Annotated in this window: 20 protein-coding genes and 1 tRNA gene; 6 read left to right on the forward strand and 15 right to left on the reverse strand. The window is 35.9% G+C overall.

All coding sequences use genetic code 11. From position 1 onward, the window contains the following. Nucleotides 1–23 precede the first annotated feature (23 nt). The gene (gwsS, locus tag DRF60_RS11620) at nucleotides 24–1,091 is read left to right on the forward strand and encodes a grasp-with-spasm system SPASM domain peptide maturase (RefSeq protein WP_116012223.1); all 1,068 of its coding nucleotides are present in this window, start codon (nucleotides 24–26) and stop codon (nucleotides 1,089–1,091) included. Between the two features lie 24 nt (nucleotides 1,092–1,115). Here the strand turns inward: gwsS and DRF60_RS11625 are convergent, their stop codons facing one another. The 3 genes from DRF60_RS11625 to DRF60_RS11635 all read right to left on the reverse strand — a co-directional run bounded on the left by DRF60_RS11625 (nucleotide 1,116) and on the right by DRF60_RS11635 (nucleotide 6,958). After that, nucleotides 1,116–1,493 (reverse strand): hypothetical protein, encoded by a 378-nt coding sequence (locus DRF60_RS11625; RefSeq protein ID WP_116012224.1) that lies wholly within the window; start codon nucleotides 1,491–1,493, stop codon nucleotides 1,116–1,118. 69 nt (nucleotides 1,494–1,562) lie between these two features. Continuing rightward, the gene (locus DRF60_RS11630) at nucleotides 1,563–2,033 is read right to left on the reverse strand and encodes an Lrp/AsnC family transcriptional regulator (protein ID WP_034703315.1); all 471 of its coding nucleotides are present in this window, start codon (nucleotides 2,031–2,033) and stop codon (nucleotides 1,563–1,565) included. A gap of 134 nt (nucleotides 2,034–2,167) precedes the next feature. Further along, entirely contained in the window at nucleotides 2,168–6,958 is a 4,791-nt protein-coding gene (locus DRF60_RS11635) for a translocation/assembly module TamB domain-containing protein (protein ID WP_116012225.1), read from the reverse strand. A 4-nt stretch (nucleotides 6,959–6,962) separates the two neighbouring features. On the opposite strand from DRF60_RS11635, the gene tsaD reads away from it, so the two are divergent. From tsaD to DRF60_RS11650, 3 genes are read left to right on the forward strand one after another with little or no spacing between them, the layout of a single operon-like run. Next, nucleotides 6,963–7,979: a tRNA (adenosine(37)-N6)-threonylcarbamoyltransferase complex transferase subunit TsaD gene (gene tsaD / locus DRF60_RS11640; protein WP_116012226.1), complete on the forward strand. Its 1,017-nt coding sequence runs from the start codon at nucleotides 6,963–6,965 to the stop codon at nucleotides 7,977–7,979. Next, nucleotides 7,976–8,386, forward strand: coding sequence for a hypothetical protein (locus DRF60_RS11645; protein WP_116012227.1), 411 nt, complete (start codon nucleotides 7,976–7,978; stop codon nucleotides 8,384–8,386). Before tsaD ends, DRF60_RS11645 begins: the two co-directional genes overlap by 4 nt. A gap of 45 nt (nucleotides 8,387–8,431) precedes the next feature. After that, entirely contained in the window at nucleotides 8,432–9,133 is a 702-nt protein-coding gene (locus DRF60_RS11650) for an RsmE family RNA methyltransferase (RefSeq protein ID WP_116012228.1), read from the forward strand. A gap of 48 nt (nucleotides 9,134–9,181) precedes the next feature. Here DRF60_RS11650 and DRF60_RS11655 read toward each other — a convergent pair whose 3' ends face one another. Further along, entirely contained in the window at nucleotides 9,182–9,823 is a 642-nt protein-coding gene (locus DRF60_RS11655; protein WP_116012229.1) for an XAC2610-related protein, read from the reverse strand. Then, a complete protein-coding gene (locus DRF60_RS11660) occupies nucleotides 9,820–10,491 on the reverse strand; it encodes a TrmH family RNA methyltransferase (protein WP_116012230.1) in 672 nt (223 codons plus the stop codon). The genes DRF60_RS11655 and DRF60_RS11660 overlap by 4 nt, the downstream gene beginning before the upstream one ends. Before the next feature lie 81 nt (nucleotides 10,492–10,572). On the opposite strand from DRF60_RS11660, the gene DRF60_RS11665 reads away from it, so the two are divergent. Then, nucleotides 10,573–11,589 carry an asparaginase gene (locus DRF60_RS11665; protein ID WP_116012231.1) on the forward strand — a complete coding sequence of 339 codons (1,017 nt, stop codon included), beginning with the start codon at nucleotides 10,573–10,575 and terminating at the stop codon, nucleotides 11,587–11,589. Nucleotides 11,590–11,644: 55 nt separating this feature from the next. Next, nucleotides 11,645–11,731: transfer RNA gene (locus DRF60_RS11670), tRNA-Ser, on the forward strand. Between the two features lie 172 nt (nucleotides 11,732–11,903). Here the strand turns inward: DRF60_RS11670 and DRF60_RS11675 are convergent. The 10 genes from DRF60_RS11675 to DRF60_RS11720 form a co-directional block, all read right to left on the reverse strand. Next, entirely contained in the window at nucleotides 11,904–12,605 is a 702-nt protein-coding gene (locus tag DRF60_RS11675; RefSeq protein ID WP_116012232.1) for a hypothetical protein, read from the reverse strand. 314 nt (nucleotides 12,606–12,919) lie between these two features. Further along, nucleotides 12,920–14,452 (reverse strand): M20/M25/M40 family metallo-hydrolase, encoded by a 1,533-nt coding sequence (locus DRF60_RS11680; RefSeq protein WP_116012233.1) that lies wholly within the window; start codon nucleotides 14,450–14,452, stop codon nucleotides 12,920–12,922. Between the two features lie 336 nt (nucleotides 14,453–14,788). After that, the gene (locus DRF60_RS11685; protein ID WP_116012234.1) at nucleotides 14,789–15,343 is read right to left on the reverse strand and encodes a hypothetical protein; all 555 of its coding nucleotides are present in this window, start codon (nucleotides 15,341–15,343) and stop codon (nucleotides 14,789–14,791) included. Continuing rightward, nucleotides 15,340–15,726 (reverse strand): zinc-dependent metalloprotease family protein, encoded by a 387-nt coding sequence (locus DRF60_RS11690; protein ID WP_238640195.1) that lies wholly within the window; start codon nucleotides 15,724–15,726, stop codon nucleotides 15,340–15,342. The genes DRF60_RS11685 and DRF60_RS11690 overlap by 4 nt, the downstream gene beginning before the upstream one ends. A gap of 7 nt (nucleotides 15,727–15,733) precedes the next feature. Continuing rightward, a complete protein-coding gene (locus DRF60_RS11695) occupies nucleotides 15,734–16,393 on the reverse strand; it encodes an RHS repeat-associated core domain-containing protein (protein ID WP_317125826.1) in 660 nt (219 codons plus the stop codon). Nucleotides 16,394–16,771: 378 nt separating this feature from the next. Continuing rightward, entirely contained in the window at nucleotides 16,772–17,740 is a 969-nt protein-coding gene (locus DRF60_RS11700) for an RHS repeat-associated core domain-containing protein (RefSeq protein ID WP_317125827.1), read from the reverse strand. 97 nt (nucleotides 17,741–17,837) lie between these two features. After that, entirely contained in the window at nucleotides 17,838–18,254 is a 417-nt protein-coding gene (locus DRF60_RS11705) for a hypothetical protein (protein WP_116012238.1), read from the reverse strand. A gap of 2 nt (nucleotides 18,255–18,256) precedes the next feature. Beyond that, complete coding sequence (locus DRF60_RS11710) at nucleotides 18,257–19,207, reverse strand: RHS repeat-associated core domain-containing protein (RefSeq protein ID WP_116012239.1); 951 nt, start codon at nucleotides 19,205–19,207, stop codon at nucleotides 18,257–18,259. 103 nt (nucleotides 19,208–19,310) lie between these two features. Then, entirely contained in the window at nucleotides 19,311–19,613 is a 303-nt protein-coding gene (locus tag DRF60_RS11715) for an NTF2 fold immunity protein (protein ID WP_116012240.1), read from the reverse strand. Continuing rightward, on the reverse strand, nucleotides 19,613–20,582 hold a 970-nt coding region (locus DRF60_RS11720; protein WP_116012241.1), incomplete at its 5' end, for a DUF4329 domain-containing protein. The genes DRF60_RS11720 and DRF60_RS11715, both read right to left, overlap by 1 nt.

Consider the following 20,582-nt stretch of genomic DNA (forward strand, 5'->3'; position numbering starts at 1 on the left):
GTAAAACCACTAACACGATTGTTATGAAATATTTCAATTTGTTTTCAAATATATTAGTTACGAAAGGAGCAGGTAGAATTTTAATATCAGATCTTCAAAGGAATGTATCGGAACTCTACCCTTTGGAATTGTATGATCTCATAGAGGAATTAAAAAACCATTGTATAGAAAATATCATTGATGATTATGATGAAGAGTCTCAAGTAATAATCAACGAATATTTAAATATTTTGTTACAAAATGAGTATGGGTTTATTACAGAGGATAATTGGGACGAAAATTTCCCGGCTCTTTCTTATGAATATGATGAGCCCAGTATTCTTACAGAAATTTTTATAGAGTTTTCAGAAATTTCTGTTTTAAAAAAAATAAAACAATCAGTAGAAAATCTTAGGATAAAGCATTTGGTCCTTTACAGCACAAAAAGATTTACAGCTGAAGACATTATAGAGATTGATCAGATTTTTGCCACATCCGTTTTATCGGGCATAGAAATCTTTTCTCCGTTCCATGAGGATGTAAATAAGCTCTTTGTAAATACTCTTCATAAAAATACGGAGAGACTATATAATATCGTTTTTTATAGTTGCGAAAAAAGGCCTTTCAGAATACAAGATGAATTCAGATTCAATTTATACTTTGCTGAAGAAGAGGTGAAAATTTCTTCCTGCGGAAAAGTAGATCTAAAATATTTCAATACTAATATTTCAAAAGTAACAGAAGCTGTAAACCATAATTCCTGCCTCCACAAAAAAATAGGAATAGATATAGACGGTAACATCAAAAACTGCCCTTTAATGGCTGAAAGTTTTGGGAATATCAACAATATCAGCCTCGAGGATGCATTGATAAAGCCAGGATTCAAAAAATACTGGAATCTCACCAAAGATAAGGTAGAAATCTGTAAAGACTGTGAATTCAGATATGTCTGTACGGACTGCAGAGCTTATACGGAGCGCAATCAAACAAACAACGAAGGATTGGATACTTCTAAGCCTCTGAAATGCGGATATGATCCCTACACCGGAAAATGGGAAACATGGAGTAAGAATCCTTTAAAACAAAAGGCCATAAGTTTTTATAAACAGTAATTAAAAATCTAAATACATCAGTTTCTAGCGGAAAAACTTCCATTTGGGAATAATCGCCAGCATCCCGAAGCCTGTAAACAGGAAAAGATTGGTTACATCTGTATATAAGAATGTGGACAGGTAATAATTATGCATAAAAAAATGCAGTACCAATAATGCCGGGAACATAAAGATCCCGATTTTTCTATAGAAAAACATCAGGATAAGCCCAATTATCATCAGGACATCAATGGAAAAAATAACAAAAAAATACCATCTCGGGATCTGAAGATATTCGTGCTGAAGATATTCATCGATATCAATTCCCAGCCCCATAATAGTAAACAGCATCAATGCTGCAAATGCTGAAATAAAGCCCCATCCTTTCTTTGGATCCTCATCAAAGTAACTGTATTCTTCCATAGTACAAAAATAAAGAACTTATGAATATATTCATAAGTTCTTTAATATAATATTCGTTTAAAATTTGAATTATATAGAAATAGCGTTGATCAATCTGTTTTTGTCGCTTAAGTACTCTTCCATAGAGATCATACTTTCAGTTCTCATTACATCTTGAATATCGTCTATCTGATAGATAATTCTTTTCGCATCTTCAGTATTCTTAGCTCTTACTTTACAGAAAATATTATATTTTCCAGAAATAACGCTAGCTTCGATTACATTTGGAAGTACAGAAAGTTCTTTCAATACCTCTTGAGTGCGGTTTGATTTTGTCAAAAGGATCCCAATGAAAGCTGTAAAGTGATAATCCAGCTTACCATAATCGATATTAAGAGATGATCCCAAAATAATACCTGCATCCTCCATTTTTTTCACTCTTACGTGAATTGTTCCAGCAGAAACATCCATCTGTTTTGCAATTTCAGTAAAAGGCATTCTTGTGTTTTCGACTAAGAAATCAAGAATTTTCTTGTCTATTTCGTCCAGTTGATAGTTCATATTAGTTAAATTACAATTTTCTTAAAAAATCTATGTATTTGTTGCAAATTTATAAAAAATAATTTAACTAAAAAAATTATATCAAACATTAACAATAATTAACACGGATGATAAAAATCATTAAAATATTACGATTATTTACTAGTCGATTTTGTAGAATCTGTTTTTATTTCCGTTTTAGCTTCTGGCTGTTTTTTATCTTTTCTGTTCTTTTTAAATAGAGAATTAAAGCTTTTACTCCACACAACTCCCCCACCATAGGCCTGATTTGCAGAACCATTGGTACTTACCATACCAATATTGGTAGGTTTGGAATATCCTCTTAAAACAAGACTTCCGTCATTCTTTTTAGAAATATCATATTCAATAGATCCCTCACCTGAAAGATAATTGGTCTGTGCACCTTCCGTTTTTGTCAGCGGAATTCCCAGTCCGGTTTTAATATTTATCCTTGGCGAAAGAGCCACACTTACCCCGGCATTGGCCCTGTCACCAGTGTTGGAATTTTGGTCACCTTTTACATAATTCAAATCAATCTGGAATTCGTTGCTCATTGTATTAAGAACAGATCCCAACTGTTTCAGCAGCATATTATATCCGGAAGATTCCGCTACACCTGCTACATCAAAATCCACTCCTCCACTGTTGGAGACATTAAATGTGCTTAGCAGCAGGACAGAACCAAACTGAAGAACTTTTTCACCTTCCTGGCTCATCTTGGCTGCTAAAGTTTCTTTTACCTGACTGGAAACATCAAGGGCGGTCACATTCAGATCAATCTTCGGATCGACCAGGGATTGAGTAATGCTAGCCTGGAGCAGTACACTGATCGGCTGTAGTTTCCCCATGCTTAAATATTCACCTGCATTGGAAACCATTCTTACATAATTGGCTGTAATATCCAGCGCCGGCTTCATTGCATCACCATCCCATCTGATGCTGCTGTTTTTTTCTATTTGGAATGTTTTATTAAGAATAGCCTTGGAAACAAATGTTCCGTTATCTACTTTATAAGTACCATTCATGGCAATTCCGCCCTGTCTGCCCATCTGGAATCTCAGCTTGTCAGCAGTTCCTTTAACGGTAATATTACCTACATCGTCACCTACAAGAACATTCACTGTGGTTCCTTTATCCACATCAAGACTGAAATCGATACGCATATTAGCTCCTGTCTTCTTTTTTTCTTCGAGCGTAATAAGCCCGTCTTTTCCTTCTTTCAGGAACCTCAGCATTTTAAACTCTTCAACATTGGACGTTGAACTGGAATTAAATGTAAAATTACTTCCGTTGAGTGCCTTCATATTAGGAGTTGAAATACTTAATCCGGAAACAGGTCCGTCTACATACAGATCTCCCTGGCCGTAAACTCTTCCCCAGAACAGATCATAATCTTTCTGAGTCGTATTCAGCATAAGAAGATTATCGGCCCTCATTACAAGGTTGACCCCCATTGACGAAAGCGTTTCAAACTGGATCGCACCGGAAATCGTTCCTTTAGAATTGGATCTCCCGTCATGAACTTCAATATTGTTAAGAATGGCAAGTCCGCGGGAAAGCGGAATCACAGTATCATCAAATGAATAATCTACTCCGGTAAACAGCAGTTTTAAGCCGAAACCTTTTAAAGCAATATCCCCGCTATAATCGAGATCGCTTAATTTTCCGTTGATCTTCAGGTCACCTGTCGCTTTTCCTCTCATATTCCCGAAAACAGTCTGGACAAACTGCTGGGTAAAGGCAAGGTCAAAATCACGCATTTCCGCAGTCAGATCAATTGTCGGGGAAGCGGTATTATTATTTACAGTCCCTGTCAGATGAAGGTTATTATTTCCCAAAACCCCTGCCGAAGCTACTTTTACATCCACGTCATAAACATTCAGGGAAAACCCATTTGTAGCAGAGATAGTAAGATCGCCCATCTGGTTTCCATTCATAACGATATTATCTACCGTAAGATCTACGAGTGGCTGCAAAGTGCTTTTATCCATCTTGATTTTTACACTTCCGTTCGCCAGACCTTTTATTCCCATAGGATTTCCTCCGGACTGCATTTCAAGAAGCTTTTCAACAGCAAATTCTTCAATATCTGCGTCTATATAAAAGTCTTTGGCAGACTTAAACTGCGCCTCTTTGATAAACAAGGCGCTTTTATCTGAATATATACGCAGGTTCCTGACATCAAAATCTCCTGCATTTTTCCTGTAGGTAATGGAATGATCCAGTTCGGGGCTTGTATCTATTGCCCAGGTAACCTCATTGAATTTAACTTCTGTAGGCTCAAACCTGAAAACGTAGTCACCGGCAGCATTTGTAGATTGATCTACATTAATGGCATAAGCTTTAAGATTATCGTTCAGCTCATCTTCGGGGCTTCCATGCTTGAATGTCGTGGCCAGATGAAGGGCTGTATTGTTTTCATTTTTACCTTTAAGTTCAAAATCTTTGATAATATTGTTATTGTATATCAGTTTGCTGATTCTTGCATACAGCTGTTCATTAAGATTTGCCGTATTGATTCTAACCATAACACTGTCGATCATCGCACTGTCTCTGGAAATATTATTCCTGTCATTGATCTTATACTCAGGATTGGCTGCTGCCAAAGCTTTGTCTGCATCCGAAATTTCTTCCTTCTTCGTCATGATATACTTTAAAGAGGCTGCATCCAGATTCAGAATCAGATCATTGGAATCTCCGTTATACTCTCCTTCTATCACAGCACCCTGAGGAAGCTTCAGATCGGGCAGGAAATAGTTCACAACACCCTGCTGAATATCAAAATTCATCTTAAAATTCTGACCTCTGTATAATTTTCTCGGTGGAGGACCTACCAGAATTCTTCCGATTCCATTTTCTACCATACCCGCAAGATCGGCAAGATTATACCTTCCTGATATCTTCCCGCTTGCAGCACCAGGCGCATCAACATCAATGACACGTCCGCCGGCTTCCACATAAGTTTTTAGTTTCGCTGTTGGAATAGTATATTTTTGCGTAGCTGTAGCAAAGTGAAGATCATTGGCATCCACATCCAAAGTCAAATCATTAATATCAGACATGGACATTTTACCTTCTACCCGTCCGCTCACGATCTGGCTTCCCGGTTTATTGGTAAAATAATTCATATTCAGGTAAGTCACATCCGCATTTACATCCATCGCAACCCTTGAGGTACTGAAATCAATAAGCCCTTTAATCGTTGCTTTGGCCTGCTCGTCATTCACGGTGATCAGCCCATTATATTTTTTATGGTCCAGCAGCCCGTCAAGATATAGATTACTGATTTGCTTATCCATAATTTCGATGCTGGTAATCTGGGATTTCGTAGTCAGACGCATTGTATTGACATCAAAACTCTGTCCGTTAAGATCAAATTTACCGGAGATCAGTCCAACAGCTTTATTTTTGGTGATGACGGATGTATTAAGATCTTTTATATCTACAAATCCTGAATATTTGGGCATTGCTGTACTGTATCCGGTAAGCGAAAGTTTAGCGATTTTGGCCTGCCCAATTCCGGTCATCAGATTCCCACTGGCAACGTATACCTGATCCGGATTTACCTTTGCCGTTCCGTTATACTTCAGCTTTCCAAAATCATCTGCAAAATTCTTCATCTTTTTAGAAATAAATGAAGGCATCATCGCTTTGAGGTCTTTATATGTAAAATCAGTAGAAAGATCGTTTGTTTCAATGGAAAAATTTCCTTTCAGCAGCCTGTCGACTTTCATCGTTTTGGTTGCAATATTCACGTCAGGATTTCTGATCAGGAAATTCTCTAAATAGAATTTATTTAAGGGACCGGTCATTTTCCCGGCAAGGTTGAATGGTTTAAAATTATCCCAGTTCGTCACAAAGTAGCTGATATCATATCCGCTCAGCTGGCTTCCCTGCTTGATTTCCATATCCCAGCGTACACGGTCTGCAAAATCAGACCATGAACCGTCATGAAGATTAAATTTTATATTCCCCTGAAGCAGTGAATGGTCTGTATTCAGGGTAAGATCTTTTAGTGATAGAAATTCATTCGTTAAAGAAAGTTCAGTAGAAAAAGTATCTATAAAATGAGATTTCCCCCACCTGTTGGTCACAAAGGACATATTATTAATCAACGCCGAAATATTGCCTCCGTTGACCTTTACATTAGGTGCCTTTAAATTAAATTTTGTGGCGGTAAACCATTTTCCGGGATCTCCCGGAGAGTTTTGACTCACAATAGAAACCTTTGAATCAATGATCTGTACTCTGGAATCCAACTGGAAGGGAGGTTTTTTCGGATCTCTTTTCTTTCCGCTGTCGAAGAGCTGCGTAAACCTTATAAAATTGGAAATACTGTCCCCTTTATAGGTGATGACTTTTACATCTGCATTAACAAGAGTAAGGGAATTAAAGCTTAGTGAATTGCTGTTTCCTGAAATAGCATTGTAAGCGAGAGACATCCAATCCGAATTGGCGCGGAATTCTCTTGCTTTAATGAATTCAAGACCTTTGTAATCTTTTATTTTTAATCCTTTTATGGTAACGTCCCCGAAATAATCTACTTCTACACTTTCTGTAGACATTCCGGCCTTAAAGTCTTTGTTTACGATCTGAAGTGCCTGATTGGCGGCCCATCGTTTGGTTACCGGGAGATTAATGGCAGTAAGTATTCCTCCAACAAGAATAACTCCCAGCCAGAAAAGGATCAGGAGAAGCTTTGCCCACCAGGAATAACTGGTGACATCTTTTACAGCCTGCTTCCCAAATTCCTCAGCGGTCTCTACGGGATGATGAATAGCATCTGATGCCAGTTCAGATGCTTCCTTAACGGTCTCCTTTACAGATTCTTCTACATTTTCAACAGTCTTCTGCACCTGATCACTTAGGTTCTCAGCTACTGATTTTTTATTCTCATTCTCGTTATTATTCTCTAACTTTGCCATTATTATGAGCGACTCTATAATTTTAGGTATTGAATCGTCCTGCGACGACACCTCAGCAGCTATCATCAAGGGAAACTGTATTCTGTCCAATATTGCTGCGAATCAGGCCATCCATAAAGAATATGGAGGTGTGGTCCCGGAACTGGCATCGCGAGCGCATCAGCAAAATATAATCCCCGTTGTTGAAAAATCTCTTACTAAAGCAAATATACAACAAAATGCTATTTCAGCTATAGGATTTACACGCGGTCCCGGACTTTTGGGATCACTTCTTGTAGGAACATCATTTGCTAAGTCTTTGGCAATGAGCTTAAATGTTCCATTAATTGAAGTTAACCATCTCCAGGCACACATTTTAGCCCATTTCATTGCAGATGCAAATCCTATGCCGCCTCAATTCCCTTTCCTGTGTCTTACGGTAAGCGGAGGTCATACGATGATTGTATTGGTAAGGGATTATTTTGATATGGAAATTATCGGAAAAACGATAGATGATGCTGCAGGAGAGGCTTTTGACAAGATCGGAAAGATTTTCGACCTTGATTATCCTGCCGGACCTATTATAGACCGATTGGCCAAAGAAGGAAATCCTGATGTATTTACATTCAACAAGCCTAGAATGGAGAATTATGATTATTCATTCAGCGGGATCAAAACTTCCGTTCTTTATTTTATTCAGAAAGAGGTGAAAAAAAATCCGGATTTTATTAAAGAAAATCTGAATGATCTTTGTGCTTCGGTTCAAAGAACAATCATTGAAATATTGATGACCAAACTTGAAAAAGCTGCTAAAGAATTGAATATAAAAGAGGTAGCCATCGCTGGTGGAGTTTCTGCCAATTCTGCTTTGAGAAAAGTAATGGAGGACAATCATGAAAAATTAGGCTGGAATATCTACATTCCAAAATTTGAATATACCACTGATAATGCTGCGATGATTGCCATGGTTGCTCAATTAAAGTTTGAAAGAGGTGAATTTACGGATCTGAGAACTTCCGCAACTGCAAAATATGATTTATGAAAATACTATTAGAAGAAAAAATACTGGGAACGCATTCTAAAAAAAACTCAAAATATTATTGGGTTTTAGAAACCGTTATAGGAAAAAATGAAGTGACAGAAAAATCTGAGGAAGAAGATTATTTAATGGTAAGTTCAGAAATTGGGTATATTCAAAATATAAAGGAGGAGATCATAGAGAAGATCAATTCAGAAAATGTATTTAGTTTTACTTATGAACCCAAAGAAGGAGATTATTTATCGATCAAAAATAATTTAAGAAAAAACGAATATTTGAATTTAATTTTTATGAATAATAAGTGGGTTGAAGAAATTTACGCATGTTCATACAGAGATTGTGAAGGTGATATTTATACCACGATAAAAACCGGTGTAGCATTTTTAAGCGATAATGAAATTACCTTTTAATCATCACTTATCAATAAAATTCAGGCGCATTCTAAATATCAATATATGAAACTTTTTTTTGGCGAAATCAATAACGGAAAAGCAATAATTAATGATGAAGAACAACAGCACATTGTGAAAGTTCTTCGTATGAAAGACGGTGAAGAAATTCACGTAACAGACGGAAAAGGAAATATTGCTTCCGGAAAATTAGTTATCGAAGGAAAGAAGGCAGGCTTAGAAGTTTCTGAAATTAAAACAAATACTCCGGATTTTAGTCCCCGACTTCATATTGCCATTGCACCAACGAAAAACATCGACAGGATCGAGTTTTTTGTGGAAAAGGCTGTGGAAATGGGTATCTCAGAGATCAGTATTATTATCACTGAGAAAACTGAACGTAAAAATATCAATATTGACAAGATCAGAAAGCAGGCTATAGCCGCTTCCAAGCAAAGTCTGAGGTTCCATTTCCCTGTCATTAATGATGCGGTGAAGCTTACAGATTTCTTAAAAAACATTGATCCGCAGTATACTTTTGTAGCGCACTGTCATGAAAATCTTGAAAGGATTGAGCTGAATACTATTCCTTCAATGGAACAAATCACTTTTTTAATTGGTCCTGAAGGGGATTTTTCTGAAAAGGAAATTCAATTTCTGTCCGAAACTAATGTAAAAGCAGTTTCACTTGGAAATCAAAGGCTGAGAACGGAAACGGCCGGAGTATTTGTGGCGGCGTGGAATTATTTCAATATGATGAAAGGATAAATATAAGGTCCAGAAAATGAAAGATGAGGCCAGAAACTGAATTAGAAATTATTCCACAACCATTTTCCCATTTTCCCGGTACATATGGATTTCATCTCCTTCTTCAATAATATGGGCGCTCATCATCAGAAGTTTACCCTTTTCCCATTGGTAAGTTTTACTGTAAGTATTAACAGGACCCACATGATAGGATGAAGTGATTTCTTTTCTTTTCCGATCAAACCCAATGTTCTGGATAGTGTCCAAAGGTTTGTAGTGATCATATTTCCTGCTTTTCTGATTATATAACCAAAAGCTTGAAGATGAAGCATAATTTCCAGCCCAGTTGATCAGTTCTATATCATTATAGCCGTCAAAATTCGCATCATTATCAATATTAAAAATGACTTCTCTTTCATTCAGAACAGAGATGGTATCTACAATAATTTTCTGATGCAGCTTATTTTTATTGAATATACTGATTGACTTAAAACTGATTTCGCCGTCCGGACTCTCCAATCCTTTAAGTGTATAGGTAAATCCGTTTCCTTTCACGGATTGGGAAAAAGGAACTGATGCCGTGTCCTCAGCCGGTACATTTTCTACCTGTTGTACCGGAGCAGGCACATTAACAATAGGTTCTTCCTTCGGCTCTGTTTTTTTAACGCAGCTGCATAAAACGATCAGGATCAAAGGAAATATTCTGTTCATATAGATAGATTATGATCTTTAAGGTATTTGTCGAAAATCTGCTGTCCGCTTCGTATAGAATTTACAGCCCAGCGAATCTTCATTCTCAATAATTTTTCCTCATCAAGCTTGTAATCGATATCCGATTTTATCAGCTTTTGCTTTAATTCATACATACAGATGGAAGCGGCAACAGATACATTGAAACTCCTTGTAAAGCCATACATAGGAATGGCCAATGTTTCATCTGCAAAATCCAGAATCTCCTGGGAAACGCCTTCCATTTCAGTTCCGAAAACCAAAGCAATCGGCTCGGTAATTTCATATTCAGGCAACATTTTCGCATTGTTTTCTAATGAAACAACGACTATTTTGTAGCCTCTATCTTTGATTTTTTGAAAAGACTCCATATTTCTGGGAAGTTTTTCTACCTCAACCCATGTATCAGCTCCTTTGGTAACACGTAGATTGGGTTCAAAACTATATTCTTCCTGCAAAGCGACCACTTTATGAAAACCACAAGCCTCCACAGAACGCACAATGGCTGCAGCATTCCTGAACTGATAAATATCTTCTACTACAGGAAGCACAAAATCCGAACTTTCCGGTGCAAAATGCTCAATCTTTGCCAATCTTTCCTCTGTTAAAAACTGCTTTAAATATTCAAAAGTTTGCGCTAAATCTTCCATTCATTTTCAAATCTTTGCAAATTAACGTAATTTTGAGCTATGAACCTGAACGAGGCTCAATTTCTTAGAAAAAAGTAATTCATGAAACGAAAAGTCCTGCTCATTTATACCGGAGGAACCATCGGTATGGAAAAAGATTATGAAACCGGAAGCCTCCGCGCATTTGATTTTGGAAATATTTTCGAAAAAATGCCTGAGATGAAATTAATGGAATGCGAAGTATTTGTGCATCCATTTGCCAAACCGCTGGACTCTTCGGATATGGGACCTGAGGAATGGAAGGTTATTGCTAACTACATTCTCAAAAATTATGAACTGTATGACGGTTTCCTGATTCTTCACGGAACGGATACGATGTCTTATACAGCTTCTGCTTTAAGTTTTATGTTGAAAGGACTTAGAAAACCTGTAATTATGACGGGTTCACAGCTTCCGATCGGAGATCTGAGAACGGATGCGAAGGAAAACCTTCTGACAAGCCTTTATTATGCCAGTCTTTATGAAAATGATGAAGCGGTTATTCAGGAAGTTGCTGTTTATTTTGAGTATAAATTATTAAGAGGGAACAGAACACTGAAATATTCTGCGGAGTATTTTGATGCTTATGCGAGTCCGAATTACCCGATATTGGGACAATCCGGCGTTCATTTAAATATCATTAAGGATAATCTTTACCGGTGTGATCCTGATATAGAATTTCATGTAGATGAACATATTTCTGAAGATATTCTGTTCTGGAGAATTTTCCCGGGCATGCATCTGAGCCATTTTAAAGAAATCCCTAAAATGAAGGTTCTTATTCTTCAGGTTTTCGGTTCGGGAACTATTTTCAGCAGTGAGAAAACGCGGGAAACACTTCAGGAAATCAGAAACAACGGAACTGAAATTGTAGTGGTAAGCCAGTGTATTTCAGGAGGTATTTCGTTCGGAAAGTATGAGAACAGTAATATTTTTTCAAGGATCGGAGCGATCAGCGGAAAAGATATGACAGCAGAAAGTGCCATCAGTAAAGCGATGCACCTGATAGACAATCCGAATTACTCCGGAACCTTTGCAGATAACTTCACCAGGAGTCTTTGTGGAGAAATTACTGAGTAATTTTAAAGAATAATTTGCAGATTCCAGAAATTACCCTATTTTTGCAATCTCAAATAGAGAGGTGTCCGAGTGGTTGAAGGAGCTACCCTGGAAAGGTAGTATACGGGTAACTGTATCGAGGGTTCGAATCCCTTCCTCTCTGCAAAAAGATAAAGGTCTTAAACTTAATTGTTTAAGGCTTTTTTATTTTACTCGTGCTATCAAATAGTGAGCGAAATTAAACAAAATCCCGGCATTCCTACCGGGGATTTGTCCGGAAAACTGTTGAAGGTCTTCCATCAATATAATTAGATATGAATGTTTGGTGTAAAAATTTAATTACAAATCGTTAGAAACTGGTGGCTCATCTGCACTTTGAATTTGGCTTCTGATTTTAATTTAGCATACACAGTGTATTCAAAAGCCTGTACCGCTTTCAGTTTCCTGTCTATATACTCTGCAATCTGCGCGACAGAAAAAATAAAATCCCTGTACACCGCAATATTCACGGTCTGTCCATAATAAGGAAGATAAGCCTTCAAAAAAGGAACTGCAGCCTGATGCCTGTTGTAATTCACACAGTATCCCGCCCCTTCTCTTGAGGTAATAATTTCACGGTCATTGATATAATCCAAAACCGTTTTATTTCTGTCCATAGAGTTGCCATTTTTTGTCAGGTGCCTGTTGATTTTGTCCAGAATATGCTGGGCGTATTCCATCATGGTGATGGTTTTCCACTCAAATATATGGTTCATGCCTTTGGCAGCTTTGGGATGTTTTTCATTTTCACAATTGGTACAGAAAGTGATCCCGATTTTTTCATGATAAGGGAAAAAGCAGTCTTTGATCTCCATAGATGCATCAGCCAGAAGCCTGTCATCTGCAAAACTGTAGTACAAATAAGGACTGTAAAGATCTGCCAGGTTTTTTAAAAAATCGATCTCGCTGGCATTATGATATTCTTCAAACCATTTTTCAAGGGTGTTGTAATAATGGTTTTCAAATTCTTTAAATGTTAAGTAAAACGGCAATTCCATAGCTCTGTAATTTTGATATGACAAAGCTATTGCTGTAATGCGACAAAACTTGACGTGTTATTTTTTTTTTGAGAGTCAAGATGCAAGAATCAAGATTTCAGATTTCAGACATGAGATTTTTGATGAGGCTAAGACTAAGGGTGATCATAAGACTTAAACCAATTATTTAAAATCTTTATACAGCAACGGTTAACTTTTAAGATGCCGAAATACACAATAGCGACTCCTACTTTAACCCCCGTAATCCGAATCCCGAAACTCTAAGACACTCAAACTCTACGACTCTCTAACTCCTTGAACTCTGATACCAAACACTATTTGTCATAATTCATCATCATATATTCAAAGTAATGGATCATTTTCAGGTAGTTTTCAATACTGATATATTCATTGGTGCTGTGGATGCTTTGCTGTTCTGAGCTGTTGATCCTGATCGGCATAAATCTGTAGATATTCTTGCTTACAATCTGATATTTATAAGCATCGGTACCGGCTATAGTAAGATATGGGGTCACAATGGCTCCCGGATAGATCTCTCTGATTCCGGCTTCTATTAATTTGAAGCCTTTTGTATTGGAAGGAGAAACAGCAGAAGCTTCTCTTGTATTGTCGATATCTTCTACCTCAACATCAAAACCTTCTGTCGCTTTTGCAATATGCTCACGGACATCTTTCACAGTGTTTCCAGGAAGCAATCTAAAATTGACCACAAACTCCACCTCGGGAGAAAGTACGTTAGTTCCGTCGCTTCCTTTCATCATCGTTAAAGCAGTTGTGGTACGCACCAGAGCATTGGTTGTATTATTTTTAGTAAGCTGGGATAAAAGAAGAGGCTTTAGCAGCCACTGGTTGGAAAGGGCCAGCCTGGAAGTAAATGGCATTGTGCCGCCAATATTACTAAAGAATTCTTCGATGAGCGGTGTTATAGAAGGTTTCATCTGGTCGTCTTCAAGACGCTGCATAATCACAGCAGCTTTTCCTATTGCACTTTCCATGGGAGGCATTGAAGAGTGACCTCCAAGCCCTTTGACTTTTATCTTTGCAGAAAAGAAACCTTTTTCTGCACATCCAACAGCCGCTACATCGGAATCTACGCCTGCTACATTACCTTTCTGCATAATCAACCCCCCTTCGTCATACACTGCATCAAACTGAAGTCCTTTTTTCTTAAAATAATCTGCAATCTGTACAGCTCCTTTTTGTCCACCCACTTCTTCATCAAAGCCGAAAGCCAGATAAATATCGCGTTTAGGAATATTTTTGCTTTTAATCATGGTATTCATAGATTCCATAAGTGAAAAGAGCATTCCTTTCATATCTATAGCTCCTCTTCCATAAATTCTACCATTAGCCACGGTCCCTGAAAAGGGTTCGAAATCCCAGTCCTCCGCTACTTTAGAAACCGGAGGCAGAGGTTTATCATCAGGTCTGAAAATATTCTGTTCTTTATTTTTCACATCGGCATCACCGGGAGGAACGACGTCTATATGGGAAAGAAAAAGTATAGGTTCCAGTGAAGGATCGCTGCCTTTAAGCCTGAAAACCAAAGCATGGGTATTAATCTCGTTATTTTCGGTATTCTGATAAACGAGCGGATAAGATGTTTTCAGATATTCTTTAAACTGATCAAACGGTGCATAATTGAATTCACCCAGACTACCGGTGGAAACCGTAGGAATTTTGATGCCGCCTGACAGACGCAATACGGCAGAATCATTCTTCACAGGCTTCCATCCTTCTGAAGTTTCTGCCACTGCTTTTTTAAAAGGATACGTATACATTTTGATGAGCAATACAGCAACTAAAATAACTAGGATTCCGAGAATGACTAAAAGGAACTTTTTCATGGTAATAAGATTTTGTGTGGTGTTGATTGTCTAACAAATATACTAAAGAAACTGCAATAATTACAGTAAAACCTAAGTAATTCCCGATAATTGGATATAAGATCATTATAGCTATTCCAAAAGTCCGAAATTGATATCAAAAATAGATTGTTATTTTCCAGCGTGAATTTGTCGGTAGCTTGCTTTGCTGAATTGTTTATTGAAAAACCACAAAAAACTTAAAGACTTCTTTAATAAAAACGCAGCCACATTATAACACAAAAAACCCTTGCATTTTGCGAGGGTTTTGTTTTATCTGCCACACGATACAATCGTGCGGGAGATACGGGTAAATAATTATCTTATTTTAACTGTTTCTAATATTCTTTTAATTGACTGTTGTGTTTCTATGGATGGATTGTTACAGTAAATAGAAAGCTTATTGCCTCTAGTCTCTTTATTAAAAATCGCTCCAATAGTACCTTCTTGTTTTTTGGGAAAAATCAATAATACATCAATGTTATTGATTTTATCATAGTAATAATAATTTTTAAGATAGGTTGAATGTGATGTATCAAAATCTTTATTTTTATATATTATTATATCCTTAGATGACAGTTCTCCATTAGAAAAGTCAAGTAATGTTTGCTTCTCTTTTTCATTGTCTACAACTATTGGATCATCTATTATATTTGTAACACCACTGCTTATAACTATTGAGTCTCCTTTATTTACAAATAAAAAATTTTTTGAATCATATTTAGTATTTTCTTTGTTTACCCAATTATTAGGAATACAAAATTTATATTGTTCAATATTATATTCCTGACACAATTTTTCATCAACAATATTAGATTTATTACACGAAACTAAAACATACAATAACAAACTAGTAACTATTAGTATTCTCATTTTTTAACATTTTTTTTATAAAAGTCTCGAGCTAATGTAGTAGAAGGAGTTTTATCCCATCCTTTTAGCCAACTTGCCTGAGATGAAAAAGATTTTCCAGTCATTCCATTTGATAAAATAACACCTAAGCCTGAAGCCGTATAAATAGTATTTTTCTCAGGATTACTTAACGATGTTGATCCAGCAGTAAAAGCAGTCATTAGTCCTCTATTTGAATGATCTAATCCTAAATTATGACCTAACTCGTGTTTTACAACATCATTGAATAGGTTAGATCCTATTGTTTTCTTTTCAACCGCACCAATTCTACCACCTACTGTTCCCCAACCTAAAGTATCACCACCACCTGCATTTGAATCAACAACTTCATCTACTATCATCATAACATGATCATTTTTTTCCAATTTTATCAAAGCTATTGACAACTTCATATTCAATATTAAATGAACTAATATAAACACTTGAATTTATTGAAGCTCCATATGATTGATATCCTAAACCTTGGAATTCTTTTAATGAAACTGAACCCTTGGATTTACTAAACATAGTAGATGATAAATCTGCACCTGAAAGATTTAAGACTTTCATTGTTACAGTCATATTTACATTTTTATATTCTGTATTTCCTTCTCGTCTAGAAGAATTTATTGTGGTTCTAATATCATCATTTTCCCCACCATCATAAGTCCCATTACCATTATTAGTCCATGTACTTGAGGAAGTTGTATTATCCCACATTTGCTGAAGAGAGCTTACGGACAACATTCCGTCAGGATCAACATAGAAAATTGGATTATTTGCAGCATAATTATACGGGGTATGACGACGCATCTTTTCTGCAAGGGGATCCACGACGCCCCAACGTCCAATATCCGACATATAAAATCTTGCGCCATAATCATACATTCCCGTCTCCTGAAGTTCCTTGCCGTTGTACTTATAATTTTTATAAGAACCCGCCCCGAAGAATGCATTTCCAGATTTTAAATGATTCATCCCAAAAGGATAATAATCGTTGCTGTCTACAATTTCAAGAGCGCCTGCGCTGATTCTTCCAAAGCTTACCCTTGCATCCTATATAATTTTTTATTGTAAACCACCGCAATTGCGGTGGTTTATTTTATCTGCTCAAAGTCACAGACTTTGCGTAGCGGGGTGACGTTTTCTAAGCATTATAAATCGCTATCTCAAAATATATACCATATAAATGTATTAAAAGAATTACAATATTAATTACTAAAAACAACCATTTAAATTTGCTTTCAAGTTTTATTGAAACAATAATTGCAAATAAACTACATAAGCAACCTATCAAAGAAAGACCAATTATAACATTTCTTGTTCCTAAATACACAAAATCACTGTTAGAAATAACTACTATTAATAAAAAATAAACAATATTGATTATTTGAATTATAAGATTTTTTTTCACGGCTTCTTTTCTTCTGGTTTGTTTAACTCTTTAACAACTGCATTGTATGCATTATAACGATATTTGTTATCAATTTGTGTATGTGAAGCATTTACAGGAACATTCGATATTTTGGTTTTAGAAGGGTCTCTTGCCTCTATATCTTCCCCGCCAATTGCACTATGCATGAACCCATCATTTTTATTATAATAATTGACAGCGGTTTTAACGTTGGATGGGATTTTATCGCTATCAATTCCTGATAGAGGATGATCAGCAATATCTAGTGTAAACAAAAGATCAATCTTTACAGTAGGATTCTCATTAGCTAATTCAACAAGATTGTCTGCTCCCAGACTATGCCCAACCATAATTAATTTACCATTTGGACTTTGTTTTCTGAAACTATTGACTGAAGTTAATATATCATTTTTTGTACTTTCCCCTCTTGAAGAAGCAAATACTCCTACTTGGGTTGTTGAGCTATTTAGATTATTAATAACACCTATACCATCATAATCGATATAACTATCTTTATTATACTTTGTATAGTTTTGTGCTTGAGTTGCTCCCGGTGGGGGCGAACCAACATAGCCTTGATTAACAATTACTAAATTCTTAGTTCCTTTATTTATTTCTACTGGTTCTAATCCTTCCAGTTCTACTGCATCAATAACTCTATTACCACTAAATGCATAAGGAGTCCAAGTATGGTATTCCTCTGTCAATGGATCCACATTAAAGAACCTTCCCACATCAGGCATATAATTTCTCCACTTAAACGAGTAAAAACCAGTCTCTTGTAACTCCTGTCCTTGGTACTTGTAATTCTGATATTTCCCAGTTCCAAAATAAGCATTTCCAGTTTTCAAATGATTCATCCCAAAAGGATAATAATCGTTGCTGTCTACAATTTCAAGAGCACCTGCGCTGGTTTTTCCAAAACTGACCCTTGCATTTCCTAAATGATCGGAATAATTGTAAATATTTTGATTTTATACAATCATAAGATACTGTAGCAGTAAAGAAAAGCGGACGTTTGCATCATCGTAGGCTTTTAATAAAGATTCAAAAGTTATTTAATTAATAATATGTACGGGGCGTGTTCGATAAAACCAAATTAACAGTATTCTTTTTTTTGCTAACATATAGATATTTATACATTTCAATATCTTTCTTTTTTAAGAGAATTTTCTGACTCCCGATATTAGCTGTCAGTTCTTCACAATTCGACTTTTGTAAGTAATAATCTGCTAAATTTATTGTATGATCTGTTGTTATAATTTTATTAAAAACTTCTTTAGAATCACATTGTAAAGAAACTTTTTCATTATCAAAATAGCTTTCGAAAAAAATATTGATAAAATTTCCTTTTATATCAATTTTTTTTTGCAGTTCTGTTAAAATAGGTTTTTCGTTTTCTTTGCTGAAAGTATAATTATGTCTTTGCTGGCATTGGCAAAAAAATGACACGATTAAAAATAAAATACTCTTTTTCATAATTAGTCTTGGTTAAATGGTGATATAGATTGGTTATTTTCTGTTTCAACCTTAGTAGTTATGGGTACATTCTTTTTAATCTCGCTAAATTGTTCTTTTGTTAAAGTCTTCCCGTTTGTATCAGAAGTCATTAGATTGACAAATTTCATACTTTGTTTTATGTGTGGTGGGTTAGCTGGATCTATATCGTGTCTTAATCCAACAGTATGACCAAATTCATGACTGGCTACTTCTCCAGTTTCAGAACCTAATATAGACATAATCTGAATTCTATTCGATTGTGAATTTCCAATGTTATTTACCTTTCCCATCGTAAGTGGGCTACTTGCTCCTTCAATTTTATCTACGAAATCTATATAATAGTCGCCTGCTGACACACTATTTACAAATTCAATATTATTCACTTTTGTACTAAGTGATACACCTTCGCTGTCAACTCCAGAATAAATATTTTCCATTGTTTTAACAAGCTCAGCTGTTCTAATTTTCACGTCATCTTGTGTCATAATACTACTATTATTTAGAACTTTGAAATCAACACTATATTGAATATTTTCATTTCCATCTAAATTCTTATAATGTATTCCTGACCATTCCAGGCCTTCTAATTCCCTACCATCAACAACCCTATTTTCAGAGAAATTATAATGTGACTGGTAAGCATATTTTTCACTTAACGGATCTACGTTGAAAAATCGCCCCACATCGGGCATGTAATTACGCCACTTAAAACTGTAAAAACCAGTTTCCTGTAATTCTTGCTCCTGAAATTTATAATTTTTATACGACCCTGCTCCAAAGTATGCATTTCCACTTTTCAGCTGGTTCATCCCGAAAGGATAATAATCGTTGCTGTCTACAATTTCTAAATTTCCGCTGGAAGTTCTTCCAAATGAGACCCTTACATTTTCTAACTGATCCTTGTAACTGTAAATATTTTGATTTTTGTACAATCATAAGATACTGTAGCAGTAAAGAAAAGCGATCGTTCGTAAACAGAACATAATAAAACACAAAAACCCTCGCAATTGCGAGGGTTTTTTGTTATGCTAGTTATTATTCTCCGTGAGTATATTTAATCACTTTCCTTGTCTTTACGTTCACTTCTGCATAGGCTACACCAGTGATTTCGTCTTTTGGATAAGAACCTTTAATGATGTATATGCTATCATTTTTCTTTTGTACTCTAAATGGTTTTTCTTTCTTTATTGTAGGTTTCCCATAAACTTCGTTCCATTTGTTTTCTGCAAGAGTTAAAGCAATGTTTTCATCAGAACCTGTAATTTCACTAGGTTTTAGTGGTCTATTTTTAGAACATGATACTAAAATAGCGCAGATGAAATATAAAATGTTTTTCATTATCTATGGTATTTTTGAGGTTGGTTTATTAATATTATTTCCTCTCTTTTTTTATCTTTTATTGATTCCAAAATTCCATCAAATTTTGGTTCAGTAGGATTAGGGTATCGTTTTGGAGTTTGCCTTGGTCTGTCTCCTTCTGATGGCAAAGGTGACATTTCTGGATCGATCGTATTTTGTCGATTTTTTGATTTTGGATCACTAGGCATATCATAATTTAAAGTATAAGCTTTGCCAGTATTTACATCGAAATATTCTAACACTCCTCCAGGAGTTACTAAATAAGCACCTAGTTTTTGTTCTTCAGCATACCCAATGTCACCACCTAATTCACCTACTTCTCCTGAAAAATTTTCATCGTCATATCCGGGATCATCGTTCCCATGGGTATGAATGTAAGAGACAATTTTCCCTCCTTTAGGGGTATACTTGTTAAGTTTATCTTTTGGAACACCGTGTGGATTCCCTTTAGCAGGAGTATTATAAGCATAATACGTTTTATTATCTACATCTATAGAATAAATAAATGCTGCATATTCTCTTTTATTAAGAATTGATTTTCCATTGTATTGTTTCCCAAAATTTCTTGCAGCTTTATCTTGTGATCCAAATAATACATGTGGCTCTAATCCTTCTATTTCACGGGCGTCAATAACTCGATTTCCACTAAAAACGTAAGGAGACCATGTTGGATACTCTTCTGTAAGTGGATCCACATTAAAGAACCTTCCTACATCAGGCATATAGTTTCTCCACTTAAACGAGTAAAAACCAGCCTCCTGCAATTCTTGTCCTTGGTACTTGTAATTCTGATATTTCCCAGCTCCAAAATAAGCATTTCCAGTTTTCAAATGATTCATCCCAAAAGGATAATAATCGTTGCTGTCTACAATTTCAAGAACTCCTGCGCTGGTTCTTCCAAAGCTTACCCTTGCATTTCCAAGGTGGTCTTTGTAACTGTAAATATAC

This window comes from Chryseobacterium elymi, assembly GCF_003385495.1.
In the GTDB taxonomy this organism is placed as follows: Bacteria; Bacteroidota; Bacteroidia; order Flavobacteriales; family Weeksellaceae; genus Chryseobacterium; species Chryseobacterium elymi.